32 protein-coding genes are annotated in these 25935 nt (G+C 43.0%); 21 read left to right on the top strand and 11 right to left on the bottom strand.

Translation table 11 applies throughout. From position 1 onward, the window contains the following. Positions 1-11 precede the first annotated feature (11 nt). The 10 genes from KZ793_RS03680 to sctN form a co-directional block, all read right to left on the bottom strand. Positions 12-845: a T3SS regulon anti-activator ExsD domain-containing protein gene (locus KZ793_RS03680; protein WP_225813607.1), complete on the bottom strand. Its 834-nt coding sequence runs from the start codon at positions 843-845 to the stop codon at positions 12-14. 114 nt (positions 846-959) lie between these two features. Further along, entirely contained in the window at positions 960-1778 is an 819-nt protein-coding gene (locus tag KZ793_RS03675) for a helix-turn-helix transcriptional regulator (protein WP_397443571.1), read from the bottom strand. An 803-nt stretch (positions 1779-2581) separates the two neighbouring features. Continuing rightward, positions 2582-3637, bottom strand: a complete 1056-nt coding sequence (gene sctU, locus KZ793_RS03670) for a type III secretion system export apparatus subunit SctU (RefSeq protein WP_225813605.1) — start codon at positions 3635-3637, stop codon at positions 2582-2584. After that, positions 3634-4422 (bottom strand): type III secretion system export apparatus subunit SctT, encoded by a 789-nt coding sequence (gene sctT / locus KZ793_RS03665; protein WP_225813603.1) that lies wholly within the window; start codon positions 4420-4422, stop codon positions 3634-3636. Before sctT ends, sctU begins: the two co-directional genes overlap by 4 nt. After that, positions 4419-4685 (bottom strand): type III secretion system export apparatus subunit SctS, encoded by a 267-nt coding sequence (gene sctS, locus KZ793_RS03660; protein WP_049582485.1) that lies wholly within the window; start codon positions 4683-4685, stop codon positions 4419-4421. The genes sctT and sctS overlap by 4 nt, the downstream gene beginning before the upstream one ends. Positions 4686-4687: 2 nt before the next feature. After that, positions 4688-5341, bottom strand: coding sequence for a type III secretion system export apparatus subunit SctR (sctR, locus tag KZ793_RS03655; RefSeq protein WP_113024615.1), 654 nt, complete (start codon positions 5339-5341; stop codon positions 4688-4690). Then, on the bottom strand, positions 5338-6267 hold the full coding sequence (gene sctQ, locus KZ793_RS03650; protein ID WP_225813601.1) for a type III secretion system cytoplasmic ring protein SctQ: 930 nt from the start codon (positions 6265-6267) through the stop codon (positions 5338-5340). The genes sctR and sctQ overlap by 4 nt, the downstream gene beginning before the upstream one ends. Then, positions 6264-7457 (bottom strand): type III secretion system needle length determinant, encoded by a 1194-nt coding sequence (locus tag KZ793_RS03645; protein WP_225813599.1) that lies wholly within the window; start codon positions 7455-7457, stop codon positions 6264-6266. Before KZ793_RS03645 ends, sctQ begins: the two co-directional genes overlap by 4 nt. Positions 7458-7468: 11 nt before the next feature. Then, complete coding sequence (locus KZ793_RS03640) at positions 7469-7930, bottom strand: type III secretion protein (RefSeq protein ID WP_225813597.1); 462 nt, start codon at positions 7928-7930, stop codon at positions 7469-7471. Next, positions 7930-9252, bottom strand: coding sequence for a type III secretion system ATPase SctN (gene sctN / locus KZ793_RS03635; protein ID WP_118985021.1), 1323 nt, complete (start codon positions 9250-9252; stop codon positions 7930-7932). The genes KZ793_RS03640 and sctN overlap by 1 nt, the downstream gene beginning before the upstream one ends. Positions 9253-9557: 305 nt before the next feature. Between sctN and sctW the strand changes: the two genes are divergently transcribed. The 19 genes from sctW to KZ793_RS03540 all read left to right on the top strand — a co-directional run bounded on the left by sctW (position 9558) and on the right by KZ793_RS03540 (position 23063). Next, positions 9558-10430 (top strand): type III secretion system gatekeeper subunit SctW, encoded by an 873-nt coding sequence (sctW, locus tag KZ793_RS03630; RefSeq protein WP_225813595.1) that lies wholly within the window; start codon positions 9558-9560, stop codon positions 10428-10430. Beyond that, complete coding sequence (locus tag KZ793_RS03625) at positions 10411-10698, top strand: TyeA family type III secretion system gatekeeper subunit (RefSeq protein ID WP_118985019.1); 288 nt, start codon at positions 10411-10413, stop codon at positions 10696-10698. Before sctW ends, KZ793_RS03625 begins: the two co-directional genes overlap by 20 nt. After that, positions 10695-11066, top strand: coding sequence for a type III secretion chaperone SycN (gene sycN / locus KZ793_RS03620; protein WP_225813593.1), 372 nt, complete (start codon positions 10695-10697; stop codon positions 11064-11066). The genes KZ793_RS03625 and sycN overlap by 4 nt, the downstream gene beginning before the upstream one ends. Then, positions 11063-11428 carry a YscX family type III secretion system protein SctX gene (gene sctX, locus KZ793_RS03615; protein WP_112879040.1) on the top strand — a complete coding sequence of 122 codons (366 nt, stop codon included), beginning with the start codon at positions 11063-11065 and terminating at the stop codon, positions 11426-11428. The genes sycN and sctX overlap by 4 nt, the downstream gene beginning before the upstream one ends. 2 nt (positions 11429-11430) lie before the next feature. Continuing rightward, on the top strand, positions 11431-11760 hold the full coding sequence (gene sctY, locus KZ793_RS03610) for a type III secretion system chaperone SctY (RefSeq protein WP_118985017.1): 330 nt from the start codon (positions 11431-11433) through the stop codon (positions 11758-11760). Further along, complete coding sequence (gene sctV / locus KZ793_RS03605; RefSeq protein ID WP_225813591.1) at positions 11757-13874, top strand: type III secretion system export apparatus subunit SctV; 2118 nt, start codon at positions 11757-11759, stop codon at positions 13872-13874. The genes sctY and sctV overlap by 4 nt, the downstream gene beginning before the upstream one ends. After that, positions 13871-14299 (top strand): LcrR family type III secretion system chaperone, encoded by a 429-nt coding sequence (locus KZ793_RS03600; RefSeq protein WP_225813584.1) that lies wholly within the window; start codon positions 13871-13873, stop codon positions 14297-14299. The genes sctV and KZ793_RS03600 overlap by 4 nt, the downstream gene beginning before the upstream one ends. 46 nt (positions 14300-14345) lie before the next feature. Continuing rightward, complete coding sequence (locus KZ793_RS03595) at positions 14346-14624, top strand: LcrG family type III secretion system chaperone (protein ID WP_225813583.1); 279 nt, start codon at positions 14346-14348, stop codon at positions 14622-14624. 10 nt (positions 14625-14634) lie between these two features. Continuing rightward, positions 14635-15564, top strand: a complete 930-nt coding sequence (locus KZ793_RS03590) for a virulence-associated V antigen (RefSeq protein ID WP_225813582.1) — start codon at positions 14635-14637, stop codon at positions 15562-15564. Positions 15565-15573: 9 nt separating this feature from the next. After that, positions 15574-16080 (top strand): SycD/LcrH family type III secretion system chaperone, encoded by a 507-nt coding sequence (locus tag KZ793_RS03585; RefSeq protein WP_225813581.1) that lies wholly within the window; start codon positions 15574-15576, stop codon positions 16078-16080. Then, the gene (gene sctE, locus KZ793_RS03580) at positions 16064-17326 is read left to right on the top strand and encodes a type III secretion system translocon subunit SctE (protein ID WP_225813580.1); all 1263 of its coding nucleotides are present in this window, start codon (positions 16064-16066) and stop codon (positions 17324-17326) included. The genes KZ793_RS03585 and sctE overlap by 17 nt, the downstream gene beginning before the upstream one ends. Positions 17327-17338: 12 nt before the next feature. Continuing rightward, positions 17339-18223 (top strand): YopD family type III secretion system translocon subunit, encoded by an 885-nt coding sequence (locus KZ793_RS03575; protein ID WP_225813579.1) that lies wholly within the window; start codon positions 17339-17341, stop codon positions 18221-18223. A gap of 378 nt (positions 18224-18601) precedes the next feature. Further along, complete coding sequence (locus KZ793_RS03570) at positions 18602-19045, top strand: type III secretion system chaperone (protein WP_041380314.1); 444 nt, start codon at positions 18602-18604, stop codon at positions 19043-19045. Then, the gene (locus tag KZ793_RS03565; RefSeq protein WP_225813578.1) at positions 19042-19275 is read left to right on the top strand and encodes a T3SS regulon translocated regulator ExsE family protein; all 234 of its coding nucleotides are present in this window, start codon (positions 19042-19044) and stop codon (positions 19273-19275) included. The genes KZ793_RS03570 and KZ793_RS03565 overlap by 4 nt, the downstream gene beginning before the upstream one ends. Next, positions 19272-19661: a YscW family type III secretion system pilotin gene (locus tag KZ793_RS03560; protein WP_118985007.1), complete on the top strand. Its 390-nt coding sequence runs from the start codon at positions 19272-19274 to the stop codon at positions 19659-19661. The genes KZ793_RS03565 and KZ793_RS03560 overlap by 4 nt, the downstream gene beginning before the upstream one ends. 527 nt (positions 19662-20188) lie before the next feature. Continuing rightward, positions 20189-21184, top strand: a complete 996-nt coding sequence (locus tag KZ793_RS03555) for a glycosyltransferase (RefSeq protein ID WP_225813577.1) — start codon at positions 20189-20191, stop codon at positions 21182-21184. Positions 21185-21866: 682 nt separating this feature from the next. Next, a complete protein-coding gene (locus KZ793_RS03550) occupies positions 21867-22199 on the top strand; it encodes a phage holin, lambda family (RefSeq protein WP_225813575.1) in 333 nt (110 codons plus the stop codon). A 3-nt stretch (positions 22200-22202) separates the two neighbouring features. Further along, on the top strand, positions 22203-22604 hold the full coding sequence (locus KZ793_RS03545; protein WP_225813573.1) for a structural protein: 402 nt from the start codon (positions 22203-22205) through the stop codon (positions 22602-22604). 9 nt (positions 22605-22613) lie between these two features. Then, on the top strand, positions 22614-23063 hold the full coding sequence (locus KZ793_RS03540; RefSeq protein WP_225813571.1) for a lysis protein: 450 nt from the start codon (positions 22614-22616) through the stop codon (positions 23061-23063). An 88-nt stretch (positions 23064-23151) separates the two neighbouring features. On the opposite strand, the gene KZ793_RS03535 is transcribed toward KZ793_RS03540, so the two are convergent. Continuing rightward, on the bottom strand, positions 23152-23547 hold the full coding sequence (locus KZ793_RS03535) for a VOC family protein (RefSeq protein ID WP_225813569.1): 396 nt from the start codon (positions 23545-23547) through the stop codon (positions 23152-23154). 797 nt (positions 23548-24344) lie between these two features. On the opposite strand from KZ793_RS03535, the gene KZ793_RS03530 reads away from it, so the two are divergent. Together KZ793_RS03530 and KZ793_RS03525 are read left to right on the top strand one after the other, a co-directional pair. Beyond that, a complete protein-coding gene (locus KZ793_RS03530) occupies positions 24345-25490 on the top strand; it encodes a polysaccharide export protein (RefSeq protein ID WP_225813567.1) in 1146 nt (381 codons plus the stop codon). Beyond that, on the top strand, positions 25490-25918 hold the full coding sequence (locus tag KZ793_RS03525; protein WP_225813847.1) for an arsenate reductase/protein-tyrosine-phosphatase family protein: 429 nt from the start codon (positions 25490-25492) through the stop codon (positions 25916-25918). The genes KZ793_RS03530 and KZ793_RS03525 overlap by 1 nt, the downstream gene beginning before the upstream one ends. The last annotated feature ends 17 nt before the right edge of the window (positions 25919-25935 follow it).

Below are 25935 nucleotides of genomic sequence, written 5' to 3'. Positions count from 1 at the left end.
TCCTCTAATAATTAGGTCGTCGATTGCCAGTGAAAATTGTCCTGTGGCAGGCACAGAAAACGGGCACAAAGCCATTTTTGCAAGTGAGTAGCCGCCTCGGTGTCATGTTCTAAAGTCGTCAACCACGCCCAACAGGATGACAGTGCTTCGGGAACCGGCATAAAAGCGGTTAGGTCACCGCCAGTCTGGAGTGCATCTAGCCCAGTAAACCAGTTAGGCCATGCTTCGCGAGCCTGGGTTTCCGTTGTCAACAGCCGTTTTTCTAATAGTTGTTTGCGTTGGTTAAGCGCTGTTTGCAAAGATATAACCTCTTCATGTTGTTGTTCCCGGCATTGAGATGAGACGCTTTCGGCTTGTTGCCAAAAATGCGCTTTAGCACGCAGTTGCCGTTCTTGGATCTGTAACTGATCAAATTCAGTGAACCAGAAGTCTATCTCTGGCTCCAACAAACGGAGCCACCAGTCAAATAGCGGCTGTAATACCCAGTGCTGTAAAAGATGTCTGTCAGCCAGGTTTATGTGGTCACCCAGTACTTTATTCCAGTCACATTCCGGTTCTGCCACCGCTCTGATGAGCTGTTGTAGGTCGTCACGCCGCAAAGTTTGCCCACAATTTAACCGTCTACGAAACCAGACGGACTTCATCAAGCTTTCCAGCAGGTGTCTGGGTAGCAAGCGTTGTAATAAAATAAACTGTTGGCTATTAATAATGTCTCTATTCTGATACTGAATAGCCGATGATTTTCCGAGTAATTTATCTCGGCGTGGTATTCCCGACTGCGTGACAGAGATCTTGCGGCCGAGAAACATGCTGGTTCGAGTCTGATTATGGTCTTGCTGGCTCATGCTATGCTCATCTTGCTGCTAGTCACTCTTGTCGATTAAATTAGGAATGGCCTTATTTTATCTGTCAGGCCAACGGTTAACTTGTAAAAAACGTCAGATTATTTTAGCCAATCGTTACTCTTTGCCATACCTGGCTCGACTGGGCGTGCAATTAAAGCGTCTCCGATAGCTTTGAGTGAAGTAGGATTGGCTGGAAAATCCTGCTTCCATCGAGATATCAACAATACTCATCTCGCTGTTGAGTAGTAGCTGATGTGCATAAAGAATGCGGCGTTCACTGATCCAGGCGCGTGGTGATATCCCGTATACCGAACGGAACAGCTCCTTGAAAGTGGTTAATCCCATACCAAATTCTTTAGCGAATTCACTGAGTTTCCACTCCTTAAGGTAGTGATTTTCCATAAAACTTTGCAAACGTTCCACTTGGCGATTGCTCAATTGTCGTAATACTGACATGAGCAAAGTGCCTTGCTCTCCAAATGCTAATAACAATAACAACTCTTCTGTTCTGAGTTGACCCAAAGCTGTGGGGTAATCGTGAGCCAGTAGATCGACCAACCCATTTATACTTTGAGATAACAGAGGCGACGAGGTAAATGCAATTAATTCGGATGTTGACATATTGTGCCGCTCAACTTCACTGAGCAGAGTACCAAAACGTTGCAGAAAACTGTGGAGAAAAGGGGTACTCAGGGGCAACCAGAGTAGCTTACAGGTATCACTGCGCGTTTTTGCTGCATAACTGCCACGACGAACAAAAAGCAATTCGTTGTGGGAGATATCGTAGGTATTGGTGCTGTCCTGCCATGTCATTTCACCTTCGAGCAGGATATATATCCCTTCTTGAGGGTGCTCTATAACGTTAAAAGCAGGCATGCTACGCTGGAATAGCGAGATATCCATTCCCTTCCCTGATGTTGTGATGCCGTTCATTCTATTGTCCTGGATCTGTTGGTGTATGTCTTAAAAATACAAATCACATTATTATTATTAATAGATATTTTCTTTAGTTTCGCTGCCTTAAATAGACAGCAAGAATAGTTCTACGTATTTAACCTGATGGTTAACTATAGCACCTTTTAATTAAAATGATTTTTGCTAGTGGGCCTATTATGTTCCTTGGTCCAAATATCGTATTATTCTCACGTTTTATAAACACTTTATAAACGAAGAGTAAAAAAGCGATCATTTTTTGCACGATAACGATTGCCTATAAATTTTGCACCCTTAGTTATAGACCGATAATTATAAACCGATAGTTATAAACCGAGCCTTGTGTCTTGGCTGATACTGATAGTTATCTCCTTTTTATTCAGGCAATCTATTAGTGATGCATAATACGTTAGTAATTGTAATGGATGATTGCTAGAGTAATATTAACGAATTAACTGGTATAGAAGTCAGCGCAAAGTGAAATCCAAATAGCTACGTGTAATATAAATCACTTAATAATAAATTCAATCTGGTTTCAGCTATTTGATCAATCGATAAAAATATAAAATCAACCTAACCGAATTGGATTGTTTATTATAATATTGTTTATATAATGTTAGGTTATTAGCAGTAATTTTTATTTATATTAAATTTGTTGTTATTATGTAATTGAATCGTAATGCTTAAGAAACGAATCTGAATTATATTTCATTTGTATTGAATATTGGCGAAGTATTTTAAACGCCAATGTTCAGTTTATATATGTTTAGTATGGCCGCCAAAAAACGTTGTTTAGGAACAGGTTACGGCTCGGAAGCACGATCTTGCCACTGTTCTAGCCAGCGTAAAACTTCTGCGGTAGCTTGGATAAGATCAGCCGGAATATAGTGATCTATCAGGCTATCTTGATAAAGTGCTCGTGCCAGAGGAATGCGTTGTAATACCGGAATACCTTCCTCTTCGGCAATACGTCGAACTTGTAGGGCCTGCGCATCGGTGAACTTGAGTGTAATAAGGGGTAACGGTGTCTCTCCTTTCTTATAACGGATACCTACCGCAATGTGAGTTGGGTTGGCGACGATAACTGATGAACTCTTGACGCTAGCGCGCATATTGCTTGATTGTAATTCTTGGTGAAATTGGCGTCGTTTGCTTTTGATCTCTGGGCTACCTTCACTCTCTTTATACTCCCGTTTGATCTCGTCTTTGCTCATTCTAAGCTGTTTAATATGTTGGTAATGTTCAAAGGCATAATCGGCAATAGAAATCACGATAAACCCCATGCCACATACGGTCATTAGTTGGGTTAACATTATTCCGAGTACAGGGATAATGCATTCTTCCCCACACTCTGGCAGGCGCAGTAATGCTTGTAGATTGCCTGCCAGAGTCACCCAGACCAAGGTACAGAGCAGCCCTACTTTAAGTATCGATTTGATGAATTCCACCAGACTCTTGATAGAGAAGATTCTCTTAGCACCTTCAACAGGGTTGAGCTTTTTAATATCAGGCTTGATGGAATGTCCACTAAGTAGAAAACCGTATTGAGCGAAGTGTGATACCAGCGATAGCAAAGCGGAAACGCTTAGAATTGGCAGGCAGAGGTAGACCATCTCCTGCATCAGGTTTTCAACCACATGGTTGAAGGCTTGGGGAAAAGGTTTGTCCAGCAGATTAGCTGGGATCAGCATCAGTTTACTCAGATGCTCCAAATAGTATTCAGACATGACCATCATCATGCCGACCAGCCCTAGGATTAAGGAACTAGATACCACTTCGTTACTTTTGGTTACCTGGCCTTTCTTCCGGGCATCTCTGAGTTTCTTTGGGGTAGGTTTTTCAGTCTTTTCTCCGCTCATGGCGTCTCCAGGATAGGGATTAACATACGTACCGGGGAGAGAATTAACAGCACCTTATCATGGGCATGGTGCATCAATAACTGGATATAGATAACCAGTAACAGGCTGGCAATTGCGCTTTTGATCGGCATTGCTAACACGAAAACGTTGAGAGAAGGAGCGAAACGGCTAATCAGTGCCAGTCCGAACTCTGCCAGAAACATGGCAATTAGCAAAGGGGCTGCCATTAAAGCGCAGAGTTGTAGTAGATAGCTAAACTGTCCATAGAAAAAGTGGAGCCACTGGTCGGTAATTTGGGGGAAAAATTGCGTTACCGGCCAACTGTTATAACTCTGAAATAGGGCACCAAGCAGGCCAAGAAAAGCGCCGCCGGAGAAAAAAAGTGTGATCAGTGTTTGAGTCAATAACAGACCTGTGGGGGAGGTTTGACTTCCCAGGGAAGGGTTAAGCACTGAAGCCATTGTTGCTCCCCGTTGGTTATCTATAATGAAACCCGTGGCTTCCATAGCCCAAAATGGGATAGAAGCGATAAAGCCGATGAGCAGACCAAGCAGGACTTCTTTACCGAGCAACAGCGTCAATTCCAGGCTGCCTAATGTGGGCAACTGACTACCGGCTACTGTTGGGTAAGCATAAAGGGCCAGTGAGCAGGCAACGCCGTTGCGAATTAACCCACCACCTAGCATCTGTTTGCTGAGCACAGGAAATATCACAAAGCAGCTCATGATGCGTGGTAACAACAGGGTATAAGCAAGTATTTGCTGCTGGAGCTCTGGTAGGGTCATTTGATCAGTGGCACCTTAAGAAAGGTCATATTGGCGAAGCTGTAGAGTTCGTTGCCAAGCCAGGTAGCTGTAGCGAACAGGGTAATAATGACCGCAACTAATTTGATAACAAAACCCAATGTTTGTTCTTGTATTTGGGTGAGTGCTTGGATCAACGAGACCAATGTTCCCACTGCCGCAGCCATGAGTACCGGTGGTAGGGAAAGGATTAACACTAACCAGAGAGATTGGCTAGTGAAATGCAAAATATCAGCATTACTCATATTCAATCTCCATAACTGATAACAAGGCCATGTGTCAGGCGTGTCCAGCCATCAAGCAGGACAAATAACAGTAATTTGAAAGGAAGAGAGATAGTCATTGGAGAAACCATCATCATCCCCATTGCGAGCAGAATGTTAGAAATAATGAGATCGATTGCAATAAACGGTAGATAAAGAAGAAACCCAATTTCAAAAGCCCGGGTTAATTCACTGACGGTAAAGGCAGGTAACAGTATCAATAGGCTGTCTGGTTCTAGCCGATCTGCATACTGGCTTGGCCAAATTTGTCGGGTACTATCGATAAAGAAAGTACGTTCACTGGGCTTAATATGTTGTTTGAGAAAATTCCGGTAAGGTGTCAGGCCCTCTTCCACAAATTTATCGACTGATTGCGCATTGCTGAATGAAACTTCATTTTGACGCAGGTAATCTTGAGTAGCGAAACCCACTGGAGCCATCACATAGATAGTGAGGATAATGGCCAATCCGTACATAGCCATGTTGGGTGGGATCTGCTGTACGCCCAACGCGTTACGCAGTAAGGAAAATACCACAGCCAGTTTGAGAAAAGAGGTTGCCATCACGGCAATAAAGGGAAGCAGAGCCAGTAAAGCCAGACCGATGATGAGATCCAATTCGTTCGGTAGTTGGATCATGATTGTTTCTCCACGGAGAGATGTTCGACTCTTACTCCCAGACGTCCCTCAATATCCACCAACCGCCCTGAGCCCAGGCATTTCTGATTGACGAGAATACGAACCTCACCGTCTGAAGGAACACCAAGATCGAGTAATGAGCCGGGTTGCAGGCTGGTGAGTGTCTGTAGATCCAAGGTCTGACGGCCCACTTCGAAACTGATATGAACCTCCAGATTGTTTAAGTCTGTTACTGGCAGAGTGTTGTCAGAACTGTCAGGAGAAGGTGTGTGCATAGTGATTAACTCCAATTTATGGTCATGGGATTTAAAATAGGCCCAAGGGCGTCCTTCCAGATGTACTAATAAAGGGTCATCTGATTGTTGCTGTGGGGGCAGTAGCAGCACATCCCCTGATTCCAGAGTACGAAACATATCTAAAGTCAGGATTATTGCCCCCCATTGTAGAGAAAGTCGTAATGGAATAGGCAGGCATTCGCCAAGTTGACGTTTTGGCAATATGGCAATTAAAGGGGATGGCTCTGGTAACCAGAGCGGCAATGTGGCCCCTGACCGTTCAAAGCGTAGTCGTAAACAAGCTGACAAAGGGCGTTCTGACGTGGTACTTAGTGCTGACCATGACAGAGTGGGTAGCACTTTGCTCTGATATTCCAGTAGTGCCAACAGCAGATCTTGAGGGAGTGATGTGAGGTCCGCTTGTTGTAGATCAGGAGCGAGCCACAGCGCTAGCTCGGCTGCATGGCAGTAAAAGGAAAAAGTTTGTCCCTGCCAATGGGCGATCAGTACCCTGTCTAACGTTTGGGGAGGGGAGATCACATCTAGGGAGAGATGGCTATTATCCCAACTAAATTGTTGCTGGTGGCGACTCAGGGTTTGATGCAGCGTTAATTCTTCCAATGAAACTTTGGATAAGGCCAGGCTATTCATGCATCTTTTTTCCATTCTTCATATACACTGCGACGTTGACGTGATCCGTGTTCACCATCCGTTTGAGACGGAAGGGAGAGTTCGACAGTTTGTGTTGGGTAAAGAAGCTGTAAACGTTCAATCAGTTCAAAACGTGCCTGTTTCAAGAGTTGTTGAGCGGCGGGATTCGCCAAAATCTCTATTTGAAGTTTGCCATGCTCGTTGGTGAGTTGGATCTCAAGCTCCCCCAAGCTAGGGAGTGTCAGATGTAATGTCGCCGGACGCTGCTGCTGTGTTAGTTCGATACTGATCTCCACACTCAGTTTGTCGATCAACGCTTCCAAAAGAGGAGATATGGTTGAAGTTGCTTGCATCGAGGCGAGGATGCGCTCCCCCGGCAGAAGTTGTGTTTGTGGGAAGAAAGGTGTTTTCCCTTCTGATCCACCAGAGTGAGAGGATTGAGAGTCGGACTCTTTTGGCTTTGATACCAACAAATGGTATGTCTCGATTTCAGCTAGTGTTTTTCTTTCTGTAGTGTTGATTTCGTTGGCATAGCGGGCAGGTATAGATAAAGTCGGGTCTGTCTGTTGATGAAGAGTGGAACCGTGTTGTGTGTCTGGCTGAGATGGGGATCGGCCAGGCGTTGTTTGCATAACTGTATGATATGCCAGTTCATCGTTTGCGTCTTGCAGTACAGGAATCTCGGTTGTGTCAGGATAAGAAGAAGTCAAAGAGGACATGATATCAACCGGTTTTAGGTCAGAAGCTGACAAGGTGTTCAGGTTTGACTGACGTGTTGGGACTTCGGGTGTTGGCAGAGACTGCCTTATCTCGTTAGCGATCTCACTAAGGTGATGAACGGAGCTTGATAAGCTTTTTTTCTGATTTTCAGGCAATGTAGGTCTGTTATGACCTGACAATGCTAGGGCTTGCTTGCGTGGATCATCAAGTGCCAGAATTGCCGGTTGGGGAGAGTCGAATGAGGGCTGCTCCTCATCTGAGTCATGTGTGGCATGTTGATCGGCAGTTTTACTGTTTGTTGTCGTGTTGGTTAACGGTTGTTCCGCCCGTCGTGTGGTTGACTGGCGTGTGTTGGCTGCGTGAGAGGTGATAGCTAGCTCGAAACGGCGTTGCAAATCTGCGTCTGCCTCTGTGGGGGACGACGTTGGGAGGGAGGAGACACCTTTGCTGATGGCTGTCAGTGGGTTCATACTCTTCTGTTTTACACTCTTTCTTGGCGATGGAACTCTTCTTGTTCCAGCTCTTCCTGGTATTCACCTTGGGCACGGATCGCCTCTTGTTGCTGGCGACCCAATTCATTAAATTTTTCTTGCTGTTGGCGTGCGTAGTGCAGTACACGTTGACATTCTTGTAATTGACGGAGTTCCAGCTCCACTTTTTCGGTCATTTCAGCCACTTGTTTTTCCAGTTGCGCTTCATTTTCGCGTAACAGGGCAACTTGTTGCTGCCAGCGTTCAAGACCTTTGCGGTCAATAGGTTGGCCCTGACATAATTCAAAAAGCCGTTGTTCTTCTTCTATTCGCCATTGACAGTAATCTTGCAAGGTTTGCAAAGCCTGCTGATGGTGCTGACGGGCCGTTTGTAGTTTCGTTTGTTGCAAGGAAAAATGTTTTTCAGCACGTTCAACTCGCAAGGCTTTTATGCGTTGTAAACGGCTAATCATTATTTTGTTATCTGCTGTAATTGAGCTAAGGTTTGCGGTAAATCACTTGGCTCATGGGTGCCTTGGCGTAACCAGCCACGTATTGCTTCAATGCGCGCAATGGCAGTGTCGGCAACGGGATCTTGCCCTTTTTGGTACTCTCCAATCTGCAACAAGAGCTCAATTTCTTCATATTTAGCTAGCCATTTGCGCAACAGGCCAGCCTGAGCCTGATGTTCAGGAGTGATAATTTGATTCATCACCCTGCTGGCGGAACGTAACACATCGATAGCTGGATAGTGGTTAGCCGCAGCCAGCTTACGTGACAAAATAATGTGACCATCAAGAATAGAGCGGGTCTCGTCTGCCACAGGCTCTGTCATGTCATCGCCTTCCACCAAGACGGTATAGAGGGCGGTAATCGAACCTTTGTCGGATTGACCAGCACGTTCCATTAGCCGTGGCAAAGCGGCAAACACGGACGGGGGATAACCACGTCGGGTTGGCGGCTCGCCGGCAGCTAAACCTATTTCTCGTTGCGCTCGGGCGAAACGGGTCACTGAATCCATCAGTAGGAGTACACGTTTGCCTTGATCACGAAAATATTCAGCGATTGATGTAGCGACAAATCCTGCTTTAGCTCGCTCCATTGCTGGGCGATCTGAGGTTGCTACCACCAGCACTGAGCGTTTTAGCCCCTCTTCACCGAGATCTGATTCGATAAATTCCCGCACTTCACGGCCACGTTCACCGATGAGTGCCAGCACAGTAACGTCGACTTCGGCGCTACGAATCAACGTAGATAACAGCGTACTTTTTCCGCCACCGGCTGCGGCAAAAATCCCCATACGTTGACCTTCACCACAAGTGAGTAAGCCATCAATAGCTCGTACACCGAGAGAAAGCGGGTGCTCAATCCGTTTGCGACTCATGGGGGCCGGCGCATCTCGGTAAACTGGATACCAGGCTTGTGGCTCTGGTAATTGACCGCCGGAAAATGGATTACCTAGCCCATCAAGGACTTGCCCTAACAGGTAGTCACCTACGCCAACTTGGTGCATGGCTCCGGTTGGACTCACTTCAGTATTTGAAGAAATACCAAACATCTCGCCAAGAGGTGTTAGCAAGGCTTGATGTTGTTGGAACCCAATGACTTCTGCCAAAAGTGACAGCGAGTTATCAGGATTACGTAAATGACAAAGTTCACCTATCCGCACACCGGGAATAACGGCTTTAAGTAGTGTACCCGTGACCTGAGTAACCCTGCCGCGAATCTGAATTAGTCGGCATTCATTAATGGCGTGGCGCATTTTGCCGGGAATATGGTCAAGGGAAAGCTTCATGATCGTTTATATAACCTCTGCTACGAATACTATAAAGAAGGGAAGGAGGAAGAGATTGCAATCTGAGTCGGGAGTTTTTAGAAAATGGTTGGAGTTTACCTGGCTGTTCTCTGCTTTATCGGTGAAATTTTCTATTTTATTCACAGCGTGTTGCTCATGTTTTATAAGTCTTATATCAGAGCAATAGGGCTTTTCCTTGAGTTACGGCGGGTTTTGCTAAAAATTCACGACTGATTTTGGCATAGGCACTGGGACGGTATCTTTATAATTTGTTCATTATTAACTCTGACATGACAAGGTAGACTATGGATATTATCCAGAATCATCTTCATTCGGTAACTTTATCAGAACTGGGTGCCGGGGTTACCGCACAACAAGAACAGGCTAAGGTAGGTCAATTTCAGGGAGAGAAAGTCGTGTTGGTATCAGCATCCCAGTCTTTTGCTGATGCGGCCGAAGAGATGACTTTTGCATTTTCGGAACGCAAGGATATGCCACTTTCTAAACGTAAAGTTAGCGATGGACATGCCAGGGTGCGAGAAATTGAGGCGCTGGTGGGTGAATATTTGCAGAAGGTGCCAGATTTAGAGCGTCAACAAAAAGTCAACGCATTGATCTCTCACTTAAATAGCGCTCAGTTGACTAATATTGCTCAACTACAGGCTTATCTGGAAAGTTTCTCTGGAGAGGTGAGTGAGCAATTCTATGCGCTAAGTCAGGCCCGCGATGCGCTGGCAGGCAGGCCAGAGGCACATGCCATATTGACATTAGTTGAACAGGAATTGTCACGTTTAGCGCAAGAGCAGGGAATTGCTATCGAGTTGGGAGCTCGCATTACGCCTGATGCCACGGCAGCCGCTAGAAATGGGGTTGGTAATTTGCAAGCATTGCGCAACATCTATCGTGATGCAGTTATGGATTATCAAGGGTTGTCGGCTGCCTGGCGGGATATTCAATCCAATTTCAAGAGTAGTTCCCTGATGGAAGTAACAGGATTCATCATGAAAGCGTTGAGTGCTGATCTGGACAGCCAACAGCGGCAACTTGATCCTATTAAGTTGGAACGTGTGATGAGTGACATGCATAAACTCCGTTTGCTTAACAGTTTATCGGTTCAGGTTGAGCATTTATGGAAAAGCGTGGTAGAGGGAGAAAATCATGGCATACGGGCCTTCTGACCTTATGGGGGATGTCGTTTCTCTGGTTGAGAAACGTTGGGCCAATGTGCGGGATGTTGAAATGCTCGGTCATGCTTTGGGATTGCAGGATAGCCAAGCTCAAATTCATTTCTACCGGGAGTTGAAACGATTGATTCGATTGATTCCGGTAGAAGTGTTCAGTGATGAAGAACAGCGCCAAAACCTGCTTAATGCTTGTCAACTGGCGCTAGATACAGCAATTGAGAGAGAAGAAGACGAATTGTGGTCGGGAGAGGGAGCATCATGAACTGGATAGAGCCACAGTTACTCCAGTTTTGTCAGGATTTAGGTATGGAGATGTCTGATGCTTCTAGCCCCTTGATCCAAATCGATTTTGAATATTCTGGTACGTTACAAATTGAGCACTATGGTGGCGCGTTAACACTTTGGCTGGCTCGTGAGATTCCTTGGCATCAGGGAAAAGAGGTAATGGTTAAGGCGATGCTGCTCACTTTCAGTGGTCAGGGGCCCGAACTGCCCTTGCGCTGTGGCTGGCTGGGAGAAGATCGTCTGTTATTGTTCGTGACATTAGATGAACGACATATAACCTTGCCCTTGCTGCATCAGGCATTTCGCTCTTTGCTAAGAGTACAGAGTGAGGTGCTCGCTTCGTGAGCAAAATCGCTGCCGCCCATATAGGAATTGAACAACTAACGGCGATCAGTCGGGAAGAGATAGAGGTTAGCTTACCCGATCGTTACGCGTTATTGCCCGATGGTCAATCCGTTGAGACTCACGCCGCACGTCTTTATCCGGCCAACAAGGCTGATCAGGCTTTGTTGGCTTTTGCTTGCCCGCAAGATGGGTTTCACTCTCTGTTGCGTCCACATGATTTTCGTCAGGCTGTTAGTGGTCTGCGTACAATTTTGCAACAAGGTAATGACATTAGGGTACAGCATGCTGTCTCCCTGTTGGAAAAGATGAATCAAGATGAACAGTTGTTGCAGATGGCTCTGCACCTGTTGCACAAGGTATGACCATGACTCTCAGTGCTAAACAGCAGAGCGCTCTGTTGCTACTCGGCTGGCTTCAACTTCAATACGGTCATCCTGACCGAGCTCGTATTTTATTGGATGCATTACTGGTTTTGCATCCTGAACATCAGGAAGGGCGTCGTGCCTTGGTGGTTTCATTACTTAAACTGCAAGAGGGAAGCATAGCAAAAGAACATTGCACTCTCTTACAAGAGCAGGGTGAACAAAGCGCCGCCCTCTGGCTTTGTGTTAGCCGTGCCTGTCAACAGGAAGGGAATCTGGAAGAAGCACGCAGTGCTTATCAGCGTTATCTCGCTCAAGAGGCCCTGTTATGAACCGTGGGTTTGAGTTATTGCGCCTGATTGGCGAGCGTAAAGACATCATGTTGGCAATGTTGTTGCTAGCTGTGGTCTTCATGATGGTGTTGCCGCTTCCCCCTATCCTGCTTGACATTTTGATCGCCATTAATATGACCATCTCTGTTGTGCTCATGATGATGGCTGTCTATATAAATTCCCCTTTACAATTTTCCGCTTTTCCTGCGGTCTTGCTGGTGACAACGCTATTTCGTTTGGCGCTTTCCGTCAGTACCACCAGGATGATTCTCCTGCAAGCGGATGCCGGTAAGATAGTCTATACCTTCGGTAATTTCGTTGTCGGTGGCAACTTGGTTGTCGGGATAGTCATCTTTTTGATCATCACTATTGTACAATTTATCGTCATAACCAAAGGTTCGGAGCGGGTGGCTGAGGTTAGTGCTCGCTTTTCTCTTGATGCCATGCCTGGCAAGCAAATGAGTATCGACGGAGATATGCGTGCTGGTGTTATTGACGTCCATGAAGCTAGGGAGAGGCGTAGCATTATCGAAAAAGAGAGCCAGATGTTTGGTTCGATGGATGGTGCGATGAAATTTGTTAAGGGTGATGCGATTGCGAGTCTCCTCATCATCTTTGTCAACATTTTGGGCGGGATAACCATAGGTGTCACCCAGAAAGGGATGTCAGCGTCCGATGCATTGCAGCTCTACGCCATTTTGACCGTTGGTGATGGTATGGTCTCTCAGGTTCCTGCCCTGTTGATTGCGATTACGGCAGGCATCATTGTTACCCGAGTTTCGTCGGAAGACTCCTCTGATCTGGGTAGTGAGATTGGTGATCAGGTCGTTGCTCAACCAAAGGCACTATTGATTGGCGGTGTTTTATTGGTGCTATTTGGCCTTATTCCTGGATTCCCTACATTAACTTTCTTAATCCTTGCACTGGTGGTGGCGGGTGGCGGTTATTTTCTGTTTCAGCGTCAGCGACAAGCTAATGCCAGCCAGCAAACGGATCTTCCTAGCTTGTTAGCTCAGGGGGCAGGTGCACCAGCGGCCAAACCTAAACCTAAGAGCGGCAGTAAGGCCAAAACTGGAAAATTGGGTGAGAAAGAGGAATTTGCTATGACGGTTCCTTTACTTATTGATGTGGATGCGGGATTACAGGCTGAACTGGAAGCTATTTCACTGAATGATGAATTAATACGAGTACGACGCGCGCTCTATTTAGATTTGGGCGTACCCTTTCCAGGTATCCACTTACGCTTTAATGAGGGAATGAAGGCGGGAGAATACCTAATCCAGCTACAAGAGGTACCTGTTGCCCGAGGTCGGTTGCGTTCAGCACATTTGTTGGTACAGGAACCGGTCAGTCAGTTGGAGTTACTGGCTATCCCTTATGAAGAAGGGGAACCGCTATTACCTAATCAGCCTACCCTGTGGGTAGCCGAAGCACATCAGGAACGTTTGGCTAAGTCAAGGCTGGCGTTTTTATCCATGTCTCAAGTGATCACCTGGCATTTGTCACATGTGTTGCGGGAGTACTCTGAAGATTTTATTGGTGTGCAGGAAACCCGTTATCTTCTGGAACAGATGGAAGGTAGTTATGGGGAGTTGGTCAAGGAGGCTATGCGCATAATCCCATTGCAACGGATGACGGAGATACTGCAACGATTGGTTGGAGAGGACATCTCTATTCGTAATACACGTACGATTCTCGAAGCTATGGTGGTGTGGGGCCAGAAGGAAAAAGATGTGGTGCAGTTGACGGAATATATTCGCAGTAGCCTTAAGCGTTACATTTGTTACAAGTATGCTAATGGCAACAACATCTTGCCCGCCTATCTGTTGGATCAGCAGGTAGAGGAGCAGATCCGGGGAGGTATTCGTCAAACGAGCGCGGGTAGTTATCTGGCACTAGATCCGGCGGTAACGCAAAGCTTCCTTGAACAGATGAAAAAAACGGTGGGCGATTTAACGCAAATGCAAAATAAGCCGGTGTTGATCGTATCAATGGATATTCGCCGTTATGTACGTAAGTTAATTGAAGGTGATCACCACGGCTTGCCAGTGCTCTCGTATCAAGAGTTGACTCAACAGATCAATATCCAACCGCTTGGTAGGGTGTGTCTATGAACCGTGATCCGTTGACTCCTTGGTTTGAGGAGCAAGGTTATTCGGTACAGCCTCACTGTATGGGGAGCAGCTCAATTCCTCTTGGCTGGCGTGTGTGGTGTGAAGGTTGTGAAATTGCCTGGCGCTATGATGCACCGCGAGTTTGGATCGTGATGTTACGTCGTACTCGGCAGCGCCAAGGGCTTGCTAATCCGTTTGCGCCTCTTTATCTGTTGGCAACAGCAACGATGGCTGTGCTTGGGCCGGGTAGCCGACTTTATGGTCAAGTTAATACTTTGGTTGATTCTCCCCTTAATGATGAACGTTTAGCCCGGTTCTATCACCGCTGGACAGGCGCGAGTGAGGTCGCGTCTGGCTGGTTCGAGTTAGAAGCCAGTTGCGTTATATCGTTACATCAAATGAGAAAACAACAAAAAAAAGTCTAACTTTGACAGGAAGAATCAATATCTCTCTTTATTATAGGAGTCACTGATGCAAGAGGAACCCAACGCCAAAGTACAGCAAGCTGCTGAGGCAGCCATTAAGGACAGTGATCACAGACTGCAACTGTTGCGGGAGATGTGGCAGTCTCTTGGCATCAACCCAAATGTGGGTGTGGAACTGTTTGGTCATACTGACGTTACTTTGGTTCAGAGTGCTGAACAAGAGTTGCTGACAGAAGTTAATCGCTTACGAAGCAACCATCCTCACTCTTTAGAAGAGGGAAAGCGTCTCCGTCGCCCACCTCGTATGCGTGGCATTATTGTATAAGGATTTGAAGGTGGAAATTAAGCCATATCAAAATGACCCACAGCTTTTCTGGAACAGTTTGAAAGATGTTTCGCTGGATCAACTACAAGGTTCTGGATCTTCAGAGCTTGATGGATTGGTTAATCTTATTATTGGTAAGGGGATCAAGATTGAATCTGGTTCTGATGTTATCACTAACGATAAAGAACTCCTGAAAAAGCTGATTGCCTATTTTCTGCCAGCGGACGCTATTGTCAAAGATGGTCATTTAGATGGCCAAATAAAGAATGGAATCAAGAATCTTAAATCCTTCTTGGATAGCACGACATTAAAAACTTGGACATTAAGAGATTTTCTGGCTGCTGTTCATTTTAATTTAACGGCGGATCGTCTTGATGATGATGTAATCGATATATTTGTTTCTGTTATGTCAGGTCATGATAAAAAACGACTTGAGTTGCGTGATGAACTAGCTGCATTGACCGCAGAATTAAAGATTTACAGTGTTATCCAGTCGGAGATTAATGCGAAATTATCAGCAGGGAAAGATAAACAGAAACTTGATATTAATGATATATCTTTCAATTTACGGGACTATAAGAAATATGGCTTTAGCGATGAGAACGCTTTTAAAGATAGTGGTGAATATGATCTGTTAAAAAAGATGTTCCCTGAATTAGGAAAAAAAATCTCTATTAAGGAATTTTTAGCAAGCCCTAATAAGCAAAGTGGCGCTATGACAGGTTTGGAGAATTCTTACGAATATGATAAAGAAAATAATCGTTTAGCTAACTTTTCGACTTCAGTTAACGATCGTGTAAATCCACTAAACAATACTGTCCAAGAAAAAACAACACGCTTAAATGAGGCTAGTTCCCGTTATAACGCGGCTATTGAAGCGTTAAACCGTTTTATCCAGAAATACGACAGCATTATGCGCAATATTCTCGGCGCAATTTAAGGAATGATTATGGAGCACCAAGAAACATCTACGACTTCTGACCAGTATGCACAAGAATTGGAAGCTTTTTTTAATGATGGTGGCACCCTTTCCATGTTGAGGGATATTTCTAGTGATACGTTGGAGCAACTTTACTCATTAGCGTTCAACCAGTACAAGTCAGGCAAATGGCAGGATGCGCATAAGATATTCCAGGCTTTGTGTATGTTGGATCACTACGATTCCCGGTTCTTCCTTGGATTGGGTGCATGTCGCCAGGCAATGGGGCAATTGGAACAGGCAGTTCAAAGTTATAGCTACGGAGCGATGCTTGATATTAATGAGCCTCGTTTTCCATTTCATGCTGCCGAATGTCTCCTGCAATTAGGAGAACTTGATGGGGCTGAGAGTGGCTTCTACTCGGCCCAACAGCTTGCGGTAGCTTTGCCGGAACAGGCCGCTTTGGCTGCTAGTTCTAGTGCAATGTTAGAAGCCATCACAATAAAAAGGACTCAGGAAAATGGTTCAAGTCAGTGAATCTAAAGTTCCTCAACTGAGGGTCAATAGTTTTCAGGTTGATGGGATCCCTGCAAATACACCCCTTAAAAGCGAGGAGCTTGTTACGCCTAGTCAGGCTAGTAACTTGCTGTCTTCTGATGCCGCTAAGTCACGAGGAGTATCATTGCCAGCGCCATTGGCAGTGATGAATGCTCACCTTAAACCAGAAGATATGGCTAGGCTCGAATCAGTTATGCAAGAGGTGAAGCAAGAGGTTAAGCAGGCAAAAGAGCTGACAGAGGCGGTGATAATAAAGCTAACAGCAGGAGCTTCGTTGTTGGCCTCAGAGGGGAAGAGAGGAGATTTGCTCTCATCTGAAGCAATAGAGATTGAACTGAGCAAACTGACCAGCGAGATTGAGCGTAATCAGACGAATCTCAAAATCGAAGATATCCATCGAGCACGTCAACAAAGCTTGCAGAAAATGGATGAGAACCAGCAGAAGATTAAAGAGGCTGAAAATTCTGCTAAAGAGGCGCAGAAATCTGGATTATTTTCCAAGATCTTTGGCTGGATCAGTGCGATTGCTTCAATTGTGGTTGGTGCGATTATGGTTGCTACCGGCGTTGGTGCGGTAGCAGGCGCTTTGCTGATTGCCGGTGGGGTAATGGGCGTGGTTTCTCAAGGACTACAACAAGCGGCTCAAGATGGTTTAATCAGCAAGGAAACCATGAAATGGCTAGGGCCAGTCATAACTGCGATTGAGATTACGATGGCGGTAGCGGCGGCGGCGGTCAGTTTCGGTGGCTCGGCAGTCGGAATGATAGCCAAGATGGGCGCTAAGATGGGCAACGCAGTCGCTGAAGTGGCATCTAAGATTGGTAGTAAAGTTGTTGAGGTAGGGGCTAAGGTCGCGGCTGAGGTAGCGTCCAAGGTCGCAGTAAAGGCGGCGGAATTTTCTGCAAAAGTTGCTGGTACGACGGCAAATACTATGACTCGTAGCTTGAAAGTGGGTATGCAGGCGAGTGATTTGTTGGTTGATGCTGCTAATGGTGCTGCTCAAACGACCAATGCTGCTTTCCAGAGTAAAGCGGCTAACCGACAAGCTGATGTACAGCTTTCACGTAGCGAATTGACTGCATTTCAGGCTGTTATGGATAAGCTCAAAGAGGAATTGTCTCAACTGGTAGAGTCTTTCCAGAATGTGATGGAAATGATTTTCCAGATGCTTAATGCCAGAGGCGACATGATAAATAACCTTGCCAGCCGACCACAGGAAATTTAAGGAGTAAAAAAGATGAAAATCAATGATAACGTCAGTAGTCAAGGGATCACTTCCAGCCACGGTGTTGAAGTTGGAACTGACAACTCGGTGTTGACACCGACAGCACATGAAGCCGCTATTCAACAGCCGGGAAAAGCTGGGCTTACAGCTCAGGTTGAATTGCCTGCACCGGAACAGAGTTTTGATATCAGTCGTTTAGGAAATGCCGCGCGAGAATTAAGTAACACGTTGGATATGATGTCTCTGCTTTTTGAGATCACCAAAAGGATGCGAGAACTGGGGATTTTACAGCGTGATACCGAAAATAAAGCGTCCATTGATGCGCAGAAGTCACAAGTAGATGAAATGCGACATGGTGCTAAGCTGATGATTGCTATGGCTGTGGTTTCAGGCTTAATGACGGTGGGATCAGGGCTGATAGGTGGTTTCTCCGTTGTTAAAAACAGTCAGGCGGTTAAGCAGCAGAAGACGTTGGAAAATAATATTGCTGGTCGTAACGAATTAATCGATCTTAAATTGCAACAGCTAGGTAAGAATGGCGATGCGGATCGAGCGGTGATTGGTAAGGTGTGGGACAAAGATCAGCTTTTTGATGAAAAGGCTTTGAAATCTCTTACCCTGGTTTTTGAAAATCGTAACAGCAAGCAGCAATTCTTAACTTCAGTGATGAAATCTTTAGAGGGTATGTCTAATAGTTCGGTGCAGGTAGAACAGGGACTTTCTCAGGCTAAAGCTAAGGAACATGAAGTGGATTCATCTATTGCTCAACATGAAAAACAGAAGAGTGAAGATCAGATTTCATTGAATAACAATTTCATGAGAGATGTTTTGCAATTGATACAGCAGCTTTATCAGAGCCATGTCCAGGCATTTCGTGCAGCGACTGGTGTGGTGTAATGCTGGCAGAGTAGACCCGTTGGATAATAAGTCTGAGCGCACCGAGGGGTGCGCTCTTATTGATGGATACCGTTATTTGATCTCGTTTTTAAAATTTACTCATACCGTCAAAGGTACCGAAAAGCGAAAATATCAAATCAAGATTTCACTCCTTAACAGGCAGAATGTGTTAAGGAAAAAAAGCATTTTCCTATGCTCCGGTGTTTGGTTTCTGATAATCACTGGGGTGACCTTTTTATTAAAAGAATTGCCCGTGAGTGACAGAGGCACAAAAGGCGATGGTAGTAAACTGAGCCCCTTTTCTGCGGGAGTAACCCGTTTGTTTGACTACTCGGTAATTCAAGTTGGTCTGATTGCCTTCTCTAGCAGGAGTAACCCATGGATGTGATAGCCATCGTCAATCAAGTTTTGGCTGAATTTGCTGCTAAATTCGGCTTGCCGCACTTAGCTTTAAATCATGAAGGTGTGGCTGCTCTCTGTTTTGATGAGCACCTTCACCTCTCTTTGATCTTAATTCCTGAACGTGACCAGCTCGTTTTACAGATAGATGTCGCTGATATCACTGCGGTCGGAGAGGGGATTTTCCGTCAATTAGCTAGCTTTAATCGTCATTGGTATCAGTTTGATCTTCACTTTGGTTTTGATGAGTCAACGCTGATGGTGCAGCTTTATCGGCAAATGTCAGCAAGTCGGCTGAATCAGGCTGTTTTTGAAGAGAGTCTTTCAAGTATGTTGGATCATGCTGAGTTTTGGCAGGAATTATTGCAAGCTCAACTTCCGATTGGCTCTCAACAGAACGAATCTTTGGGAATGCGAGTATGAAAATTGAGAATTCGTTACCCATTCATTTAACAAATGTGCCCCATGAAAATGATAGCCTTTGTTGTGGTCGTCGGATTACATCAGGGTATATACCACAAAACGTTCATGAGCCGCTTTCTGCGGTGCTGAGTAGAGGTCTTGTCATGGGGCTTGAACATGAGACAACATTACAGCGTTTATTGGATGGGCAGCATACTCCGTTGTCACAACGCAAGATCAGCCTAACATGACCAAAATAGGGTTGGTCTTGTTGTGTTTGTTGATTACCGGTTGTGTTAGTGAGGCTATTGAGCATGAAGAATCACATCTGATTGAGGGCGATGTGACCATGCGGGCCTCTCTACCCAGAACGGCAAACGTTGAGGTGTCATTGTTGACTGTGGTTGAAGGAAAAGTGTTGACAGTAGGTGAGATGCATTATCGTTTGGACATGCTACCCGTCACTTTTTCTATGCGTTTAAGTCCGCAGTTTTCTCATAGTGAGCTATTCTTAAGAACTCGTCTACGTTGGGATGAGAAACGGGCAGTGCAGGCGAAAAGCCAACAACGAATCGTTACAGGAAAAAGAATTGTAGTGCAATTGTCTCCCTTACCGTGTTATCCAGAATGTCTGTGAATTTTGAATATTTCTGTATTAATAAGGGAATAATATTGTTTTGTGAATTTCCAAATATTATTTAATTTACATGGCCTTATATCTAATAATTTTATGGAATATTTTATCTCTCCCTCCTCTGTTATTTCCTTTTGTTTCTCATGTTTGATTATATTCGATTTTTATCCTCAAAGTATTTAACTATATTTTTAATGTAGATTACATAAGCCATTTTAAATTAATATCACTTTTAATTGTTTTAATTGTTTTAATTTTATCTGCTATATTTGCCGATTTATTTGAATTGCTCCAATAGATTTTTTTACCGTTGCTATCTTTACAGGAGATAGTAATACCTAAATTCCTAATGTATTCTTCTGTCATTGTCATACTTAATGGTTTACTGTTTTGGTGGAAGTTGTCAATTCCATCTATAACTGATACTGAAAATATTGTATGGTATGTGAATAGCAATGGGGAAAAGGCGCATTTTTATTATGAAAATGGTATTTTTATCAAAAACAACTAACTCATTAAAAGGACGATAGATGTTTCAGTTTGATATTACTATCATTATCCCTGTTTTTAATGATGAAAATAATATAATCTATTTATTGGATTCAATATTTTCGCAAGAAAACATTAATTTTGAGGTCATCATTATTAATGATGGCTCAACGGATAATAGCTTAGAAGTAATTAATGAATATAAAAAAAGAGATAATAGAATACGGATATTTAATCAAGAAAATAGTGGTGTTTCAATAGCTAGAAATTATGGAGTAAAATATGCCAGAGGAGAGTGGATTTTATTTGTTGATAGTGACGATTGGCTAAAACCACAAATATTAAAAAAGTGGCTTGATCAGGCTATTGAACAGGGATTAGATGTGTTAGTTGGTAATGGAGTTAGTTTTACAGAAGATCCATTCTCACAAGAGAATAGAAGAATAACACGCAGACAGCCTTATGGTAGGGTGTTAACGGGTAAAGAGTGGATAAAATATTGTGTTGAATGTAGAGAGTGGCCACATTTTGTTTGGTTACAACTCATTAAAAAAGAATTAATTGTAAATAACCAACTGAGTTTTATGGAAAATACCCTTCATGAAGATATCTTATGGACAATTAAGTTGTCACTCATCGCGAATCGAATCGGTTTTTGTGAGGAGCTATTGTATTGTTATCGACATAATTTGCAATCAATAACTCGAACAAGAGAAAGTAAAAAATTATATCATCGAGCTGATAGCTATATTACTGTCGTTAATTCAATTATTAAAATCTCAAAAGAGATTAAAGGTGAAAAGCCATTAAGAAGAGCACTTAGTCGTCATGCAATAAGAGAGGTAGGCAGTTTTTTTATTTTGTATAGAAAAAGAATACAAGATCCTTCCTTAAAAACATTACTTGCGAAACGTTTTGTTGATCAAATTGCTTTTAGAGATTTATTACCCGGAGTGCATAATTATCATGAGCTGTGGTTTATTATACGTTGTAATCTAATCTTAGTATTGAGGAGGTTTATGGGCAAGCAGCTATGATACGTTAGATGATTTTTTCTTAATTTTTTTCACCTGACTACTTTGTCCTTTTATAATCTATTGTGACAGGTAATCCAACATTTAATTTTGACGGTGAGGATTAAATATTTCCGATATGATTATTTGCTTGTGTAGAAAAAATCTTCCGGTAAACATTCACTTTTTCAGGTTAAATGATTGAAAATATCAGCCTACATTTAGGGATGTTTGAGCAACTTGATAGGAAATAAAGATATTTATATTAGAAGGGTGGGAAAGTGACTTGGCCTTTATCTGGTACTTGTTTTTTTAAATGAATCAACATAAATAGGAGGTACTATGACAAGGCCACAATATATTTCAGAATTTAAGGCGATCATGTTGCTACTCAAAATAAGTAATTTCAAGGTAAGGTAATAGCGGCTTGTTTTTTTAATTTAGGGATAGGGCGTTGGAATAGTCAATGCCTTAATAAATTATCTATCTATTAATTATTATCATTCCCTTACACATAATGATACACCAGCAGAGTTTGTTGATGAGCTCGGTATTATATTAAATGTAAGTAATCACCTTATAAAATTTAAGGCTGCACTATGTGTGGCCTTTTCTTATTCTACTGATTTCGCAGTATTCCTATTAACTCAAATTTAAGGCTACACGGCAGCCTATGGATTCCCATTTATGTGAATGGGAGTAAAGGATGAAATACATGGATAAACAGCCTGACATCTGGATGCAGCTATGGTTATGGCTGCTGTCAGTCAAAGAACAAGGTATAGGTGCGGCGTTGGCTGCCGCAATGGCTTATCTCAGAGGTCGATATAACGGCGGTAAATTTTGGACGACAATTATGGATTCTATTATGTGTGCCATGATTGCCTGGTTTATCCGTGATGTGTTGAATTTTTTTGGTATGAGCACGGATTTGGCTTACATCGGCAGTGTCATTATTGGTTATTTGGGAACTGACTATTTTGGTCAGATCTTAAGAAAAGTTGTTAATAACAGAACAGGTAATAAACAAAAGGAGTGAATTATGAGCAGAGGTATTCGAAATAATAACCCAGGTAATATTCGTTGGGGTGATGACTGGCAAGGATTGGTCCCTCAATCACAACGTACCGACAAATCTTTCTGTCAGTTTGTCAGCCCTGAGTATGGTATTCGGGCAATAGTGAAGGTTATCAGAAATTATAACAGGAAGTACGGTATTAATACTGTCAACGGCATTATTTCACGATGGGCTCCCTCTAATGAAAATAATACTGATGCCTATATTAACCGTGTATGTGAAGACACGGGAACGACTGGCGCTCAGGTTGTTGATGTATTTAATCAGATATTCATGACAAAGCTCATCAAAGCCATTATTACCGTAGAAAATGGGGGTCAGCCCTATAACGATGAGGTCATTGATAAAGCCTTTTCACTTTTGTAGAGCGATATTATGAAGTTTAACTCTCATGGTTATACTGTTATTGCACTAGCGCTTGTCTCGCTTCTGGCTTATCACTATTACGGTAAGTATACCAAACAGCTTGATACGACAGTTCAGCTACAGAGTGAACTGCTGGAGCAGCAGAGTGAAATCGTCAATCAGCAGGAGCGGATAAGGCTCCTGTCTGAACTGGATAATCAGCATACAAAGGAGCTTGCTCATGCGAAATCTGAAATTGATGTTCTTCGCAATGATGTTGCCGCTGGTCATCGCCGGTTGCGCATCGCGGCCACCTGTCATCAAGGCGAAACCGGCTCCTCCGGCAGCGTGGGCCATGCAGCCACCCCAAGACTTAACCCGGCAACTGAACAAGATTATTTCGATCTCCGAAGAATGATTGTTGAGAACGAACAGCAAACGAAATACTTGCAAGAATATATCAAAACTCAGTGTCAATAGCTGAGTTTTGATAATGTTATTGCGTAATGTAAAACAACGTAGGTATGGATTGGTTATTAGGGTAAGTATGCTTAAGGTCGATTAATAATCAAACAGGGAATACTGTGTTTTGTAACACAACCCGATAACCATCAATATCTTCAAATGTTTTACCATCAATATCCCAATATGGGTTGTAAGAGGGGACTGCAATAAAGCCAGCGTTTTTCATTAGTGATATCTGATCTAACCATTCTGGATGGTCTGGTATATAGAAGGCCAATAAATTGTCCTGTGTGGGAGATCTTCCTACTGTAGTGCCACGATGATGCGTAAATTCGAGATGCCAGAGATGATTTGGATGCCCTAGAATGATTCCATCAAAATTTTCATGATTTTCGAATTTCTCTAGGATAATAAATCCTAAACCTCGGCAGTACATTTCAGCAATTTGAGTTAAATTGTCAGTTGGCCTGGCGATTCTTAGTATAGTTGATTTTTTCATGGTAATCCCAGTTGATAAAGTTTTTATGGAATATGTCCAATTCTTAGATCTTCTATTGCTATATAAAACAACCGGTAATGGTAGTTGATAAACGTGAAAAGTACAAAGTGGTGATCTTCAAAATTAAAACAATCTATACCTAATAGATTTCGAGTTGCAGCGAGGCGGCAAGTGAATGAATCCCCAGGAGCATAGATAACTATGTGACTGGGGTGAGTGAAAGCAGCCAACAAAGCAGCAGCTTGAAAGATGAAGGGTATAAAAATATCTGATACTGCCGAGCTATTATTTATAATATGACTAAATTTAGGGTTTTATAATTGGAGTTGTTTGATAAATTGATTGTCTGTTTTTTTATTTTTTATCACCATTTTAAGCACCAAAGTTGATTATATGAACACTGATTTGATGTAAGTATGTGTTTTTTTCACAATACCATTGAGAGTATGTATTCGGTTTCGATAAATTCTGATAAATATCCTCGCTATCTTTTATTTGAGGGGTAGCTCTTACTTTCTGTTTGTAATAATATCTTATAAGATATATTAAATGATAAAATAATTAATAAATTTATTACCTATTATTTAGTAGTTTGAATTTTTCAAAGCTATTAAGTTGATTTCTATTGTTTTTACCAAGTGATATGACTCGTAATCTAGTGGCTTTTAGCCCTTAAGCAAAATTTTTATATTATATTATATTTTATTATATTATAATCTGGTTTTGTTAGGGAGATTATAATTAATACTATTTTCTGTATTCTTTTTTGTTTATTATTTTTTAAGGATAAATTTCTGATGAATATTAAGGAATTAATTATAGTACTGGCATTGTCCTGTTCTATGCTATTAGGTGGTTGTACGGTTATACCTGGGAGTGGCCTTACTATTTATAATAAAGAAATAATCAATGATGATGATAGTAACTATGATATTAATAATTTGGTAAATGTTTATCCGGTAACACCACAGTTAATTGAAAAGTTACGAGTGAGTTCTGCTATTGCACGTTCTAATCCTGAATTAGATAAAGAATTACAACAGTATGAATACCGTATTGGTGTGGGTGATGTCATTATGGTCACTGTTTGGGATCATCCTGAATTGACAATACCGGCAGGACAATATCGTAGTGCTAGTGATACGGGTAATTGGGTGCATTCTGATGGGACGATTTTTTATCCCTATGTTGGTAAACTTCATGTGAAAGGGAAAACGGTCACTCAGGTGCGTACGATGATTACTGATAAGTTATCGAAGTACATCGAGTCACCTCAAGTCGATGTCAATATTGCTGCTTTCCGTTCACAAAAAGCCTATGTAACAGGTGAAGTTGCCAGGTCTGCTCAACAACCTATCACTAACGTTCCTTTAACGATTATTGATGCGATTAACCATGCTGGCGGTTTAACTGAAAATGCTGACTGGAGGAGGATCATTTTGACTCATAAGGGAAAAGAAACGGTTATTTCTCTTCATGATTTGATGCAAAATGGTGATCTGAAGCAAAATCGTCTGCTTTATTCTGGCGATATCTTATACATTCCTCGTAATGATGATTTGAAAGTGTTTGTTATGGGGGAAGTTAAAAAACAAACCACCCTACGTATGGACCGCAGTGGGATGACTTTGACCGAAGCATTGGGTAATGCTGAGGGTATAGATCAATTATCAAGTGATGCTAATGGCATCTTTGTCATCCGCTCACTGCGCAATGTACCTGATAATAAAGGGAAAATAGCCAATATCTATCAGCTTAATGCGAAGGATGCGACGGCGTTAGTCCTGGGAACAGAGTTTAACTTGCAACCTTACGATATTGTCTATGTTACCAGTGCACCAGTCGTTCGCTGGAATCGAGTTATCAATCAGTTGGTGCCAACGATATCAAGCATTAATAGCCTGACTGAAACAACTAAGTGGATTCGTAAGTGGCCGAATTAATGTTCAATTCTATTCTGATTGTTTGTGTGGGTAATATCTGTCGATCGCCAACAGGAGAGCGTTTATTGCGGCAACTATTTCCTCAGAAAGAGATTTATTCTGCGGGAATATCGGCTTTAATTGGTAAACCTGCAAATGAGTTCTCAAGTAGGATTGCGGCTAGACATGGATTATCCTTAGAAGGGCATATAGCTCGCCAACTAACCAGTGAATTATGCCAGCAGTCAAGTTTGATCTTGGTTATGGAAAAAAAACATATTGAGGCTGTAAATAGGATAAATCTAGGGGCAAGGGGGAAAACAATGCTTTTAGGTCATTGGTTAAATGAAATGGCAATCCCCGATCCTTATAAGTTTGATATCGAGGTTTATGAATATGTATATCAATTGTTATTTAAGAGTGCTAATAGTTGGTTAGGGAAATTATAACTTATAAGTATTTTTAT

It is taken from the genome of Photorhabdus antumapuensis (genome assembly GCF_020387775.1).
Taxonomy (GTDB): Bacteria; Pseudomonadota; Gammaproteobacteria; order Enterobacterales; family Enterobacteriaceae; genus Photorhabdus; species Photorhabdus antumapuensis.
The sequence above is the reverse complement of the archived record's forward strand: the minus strand, read 5'-3'. Positions and strand labels throughout refer to the sequence as shown.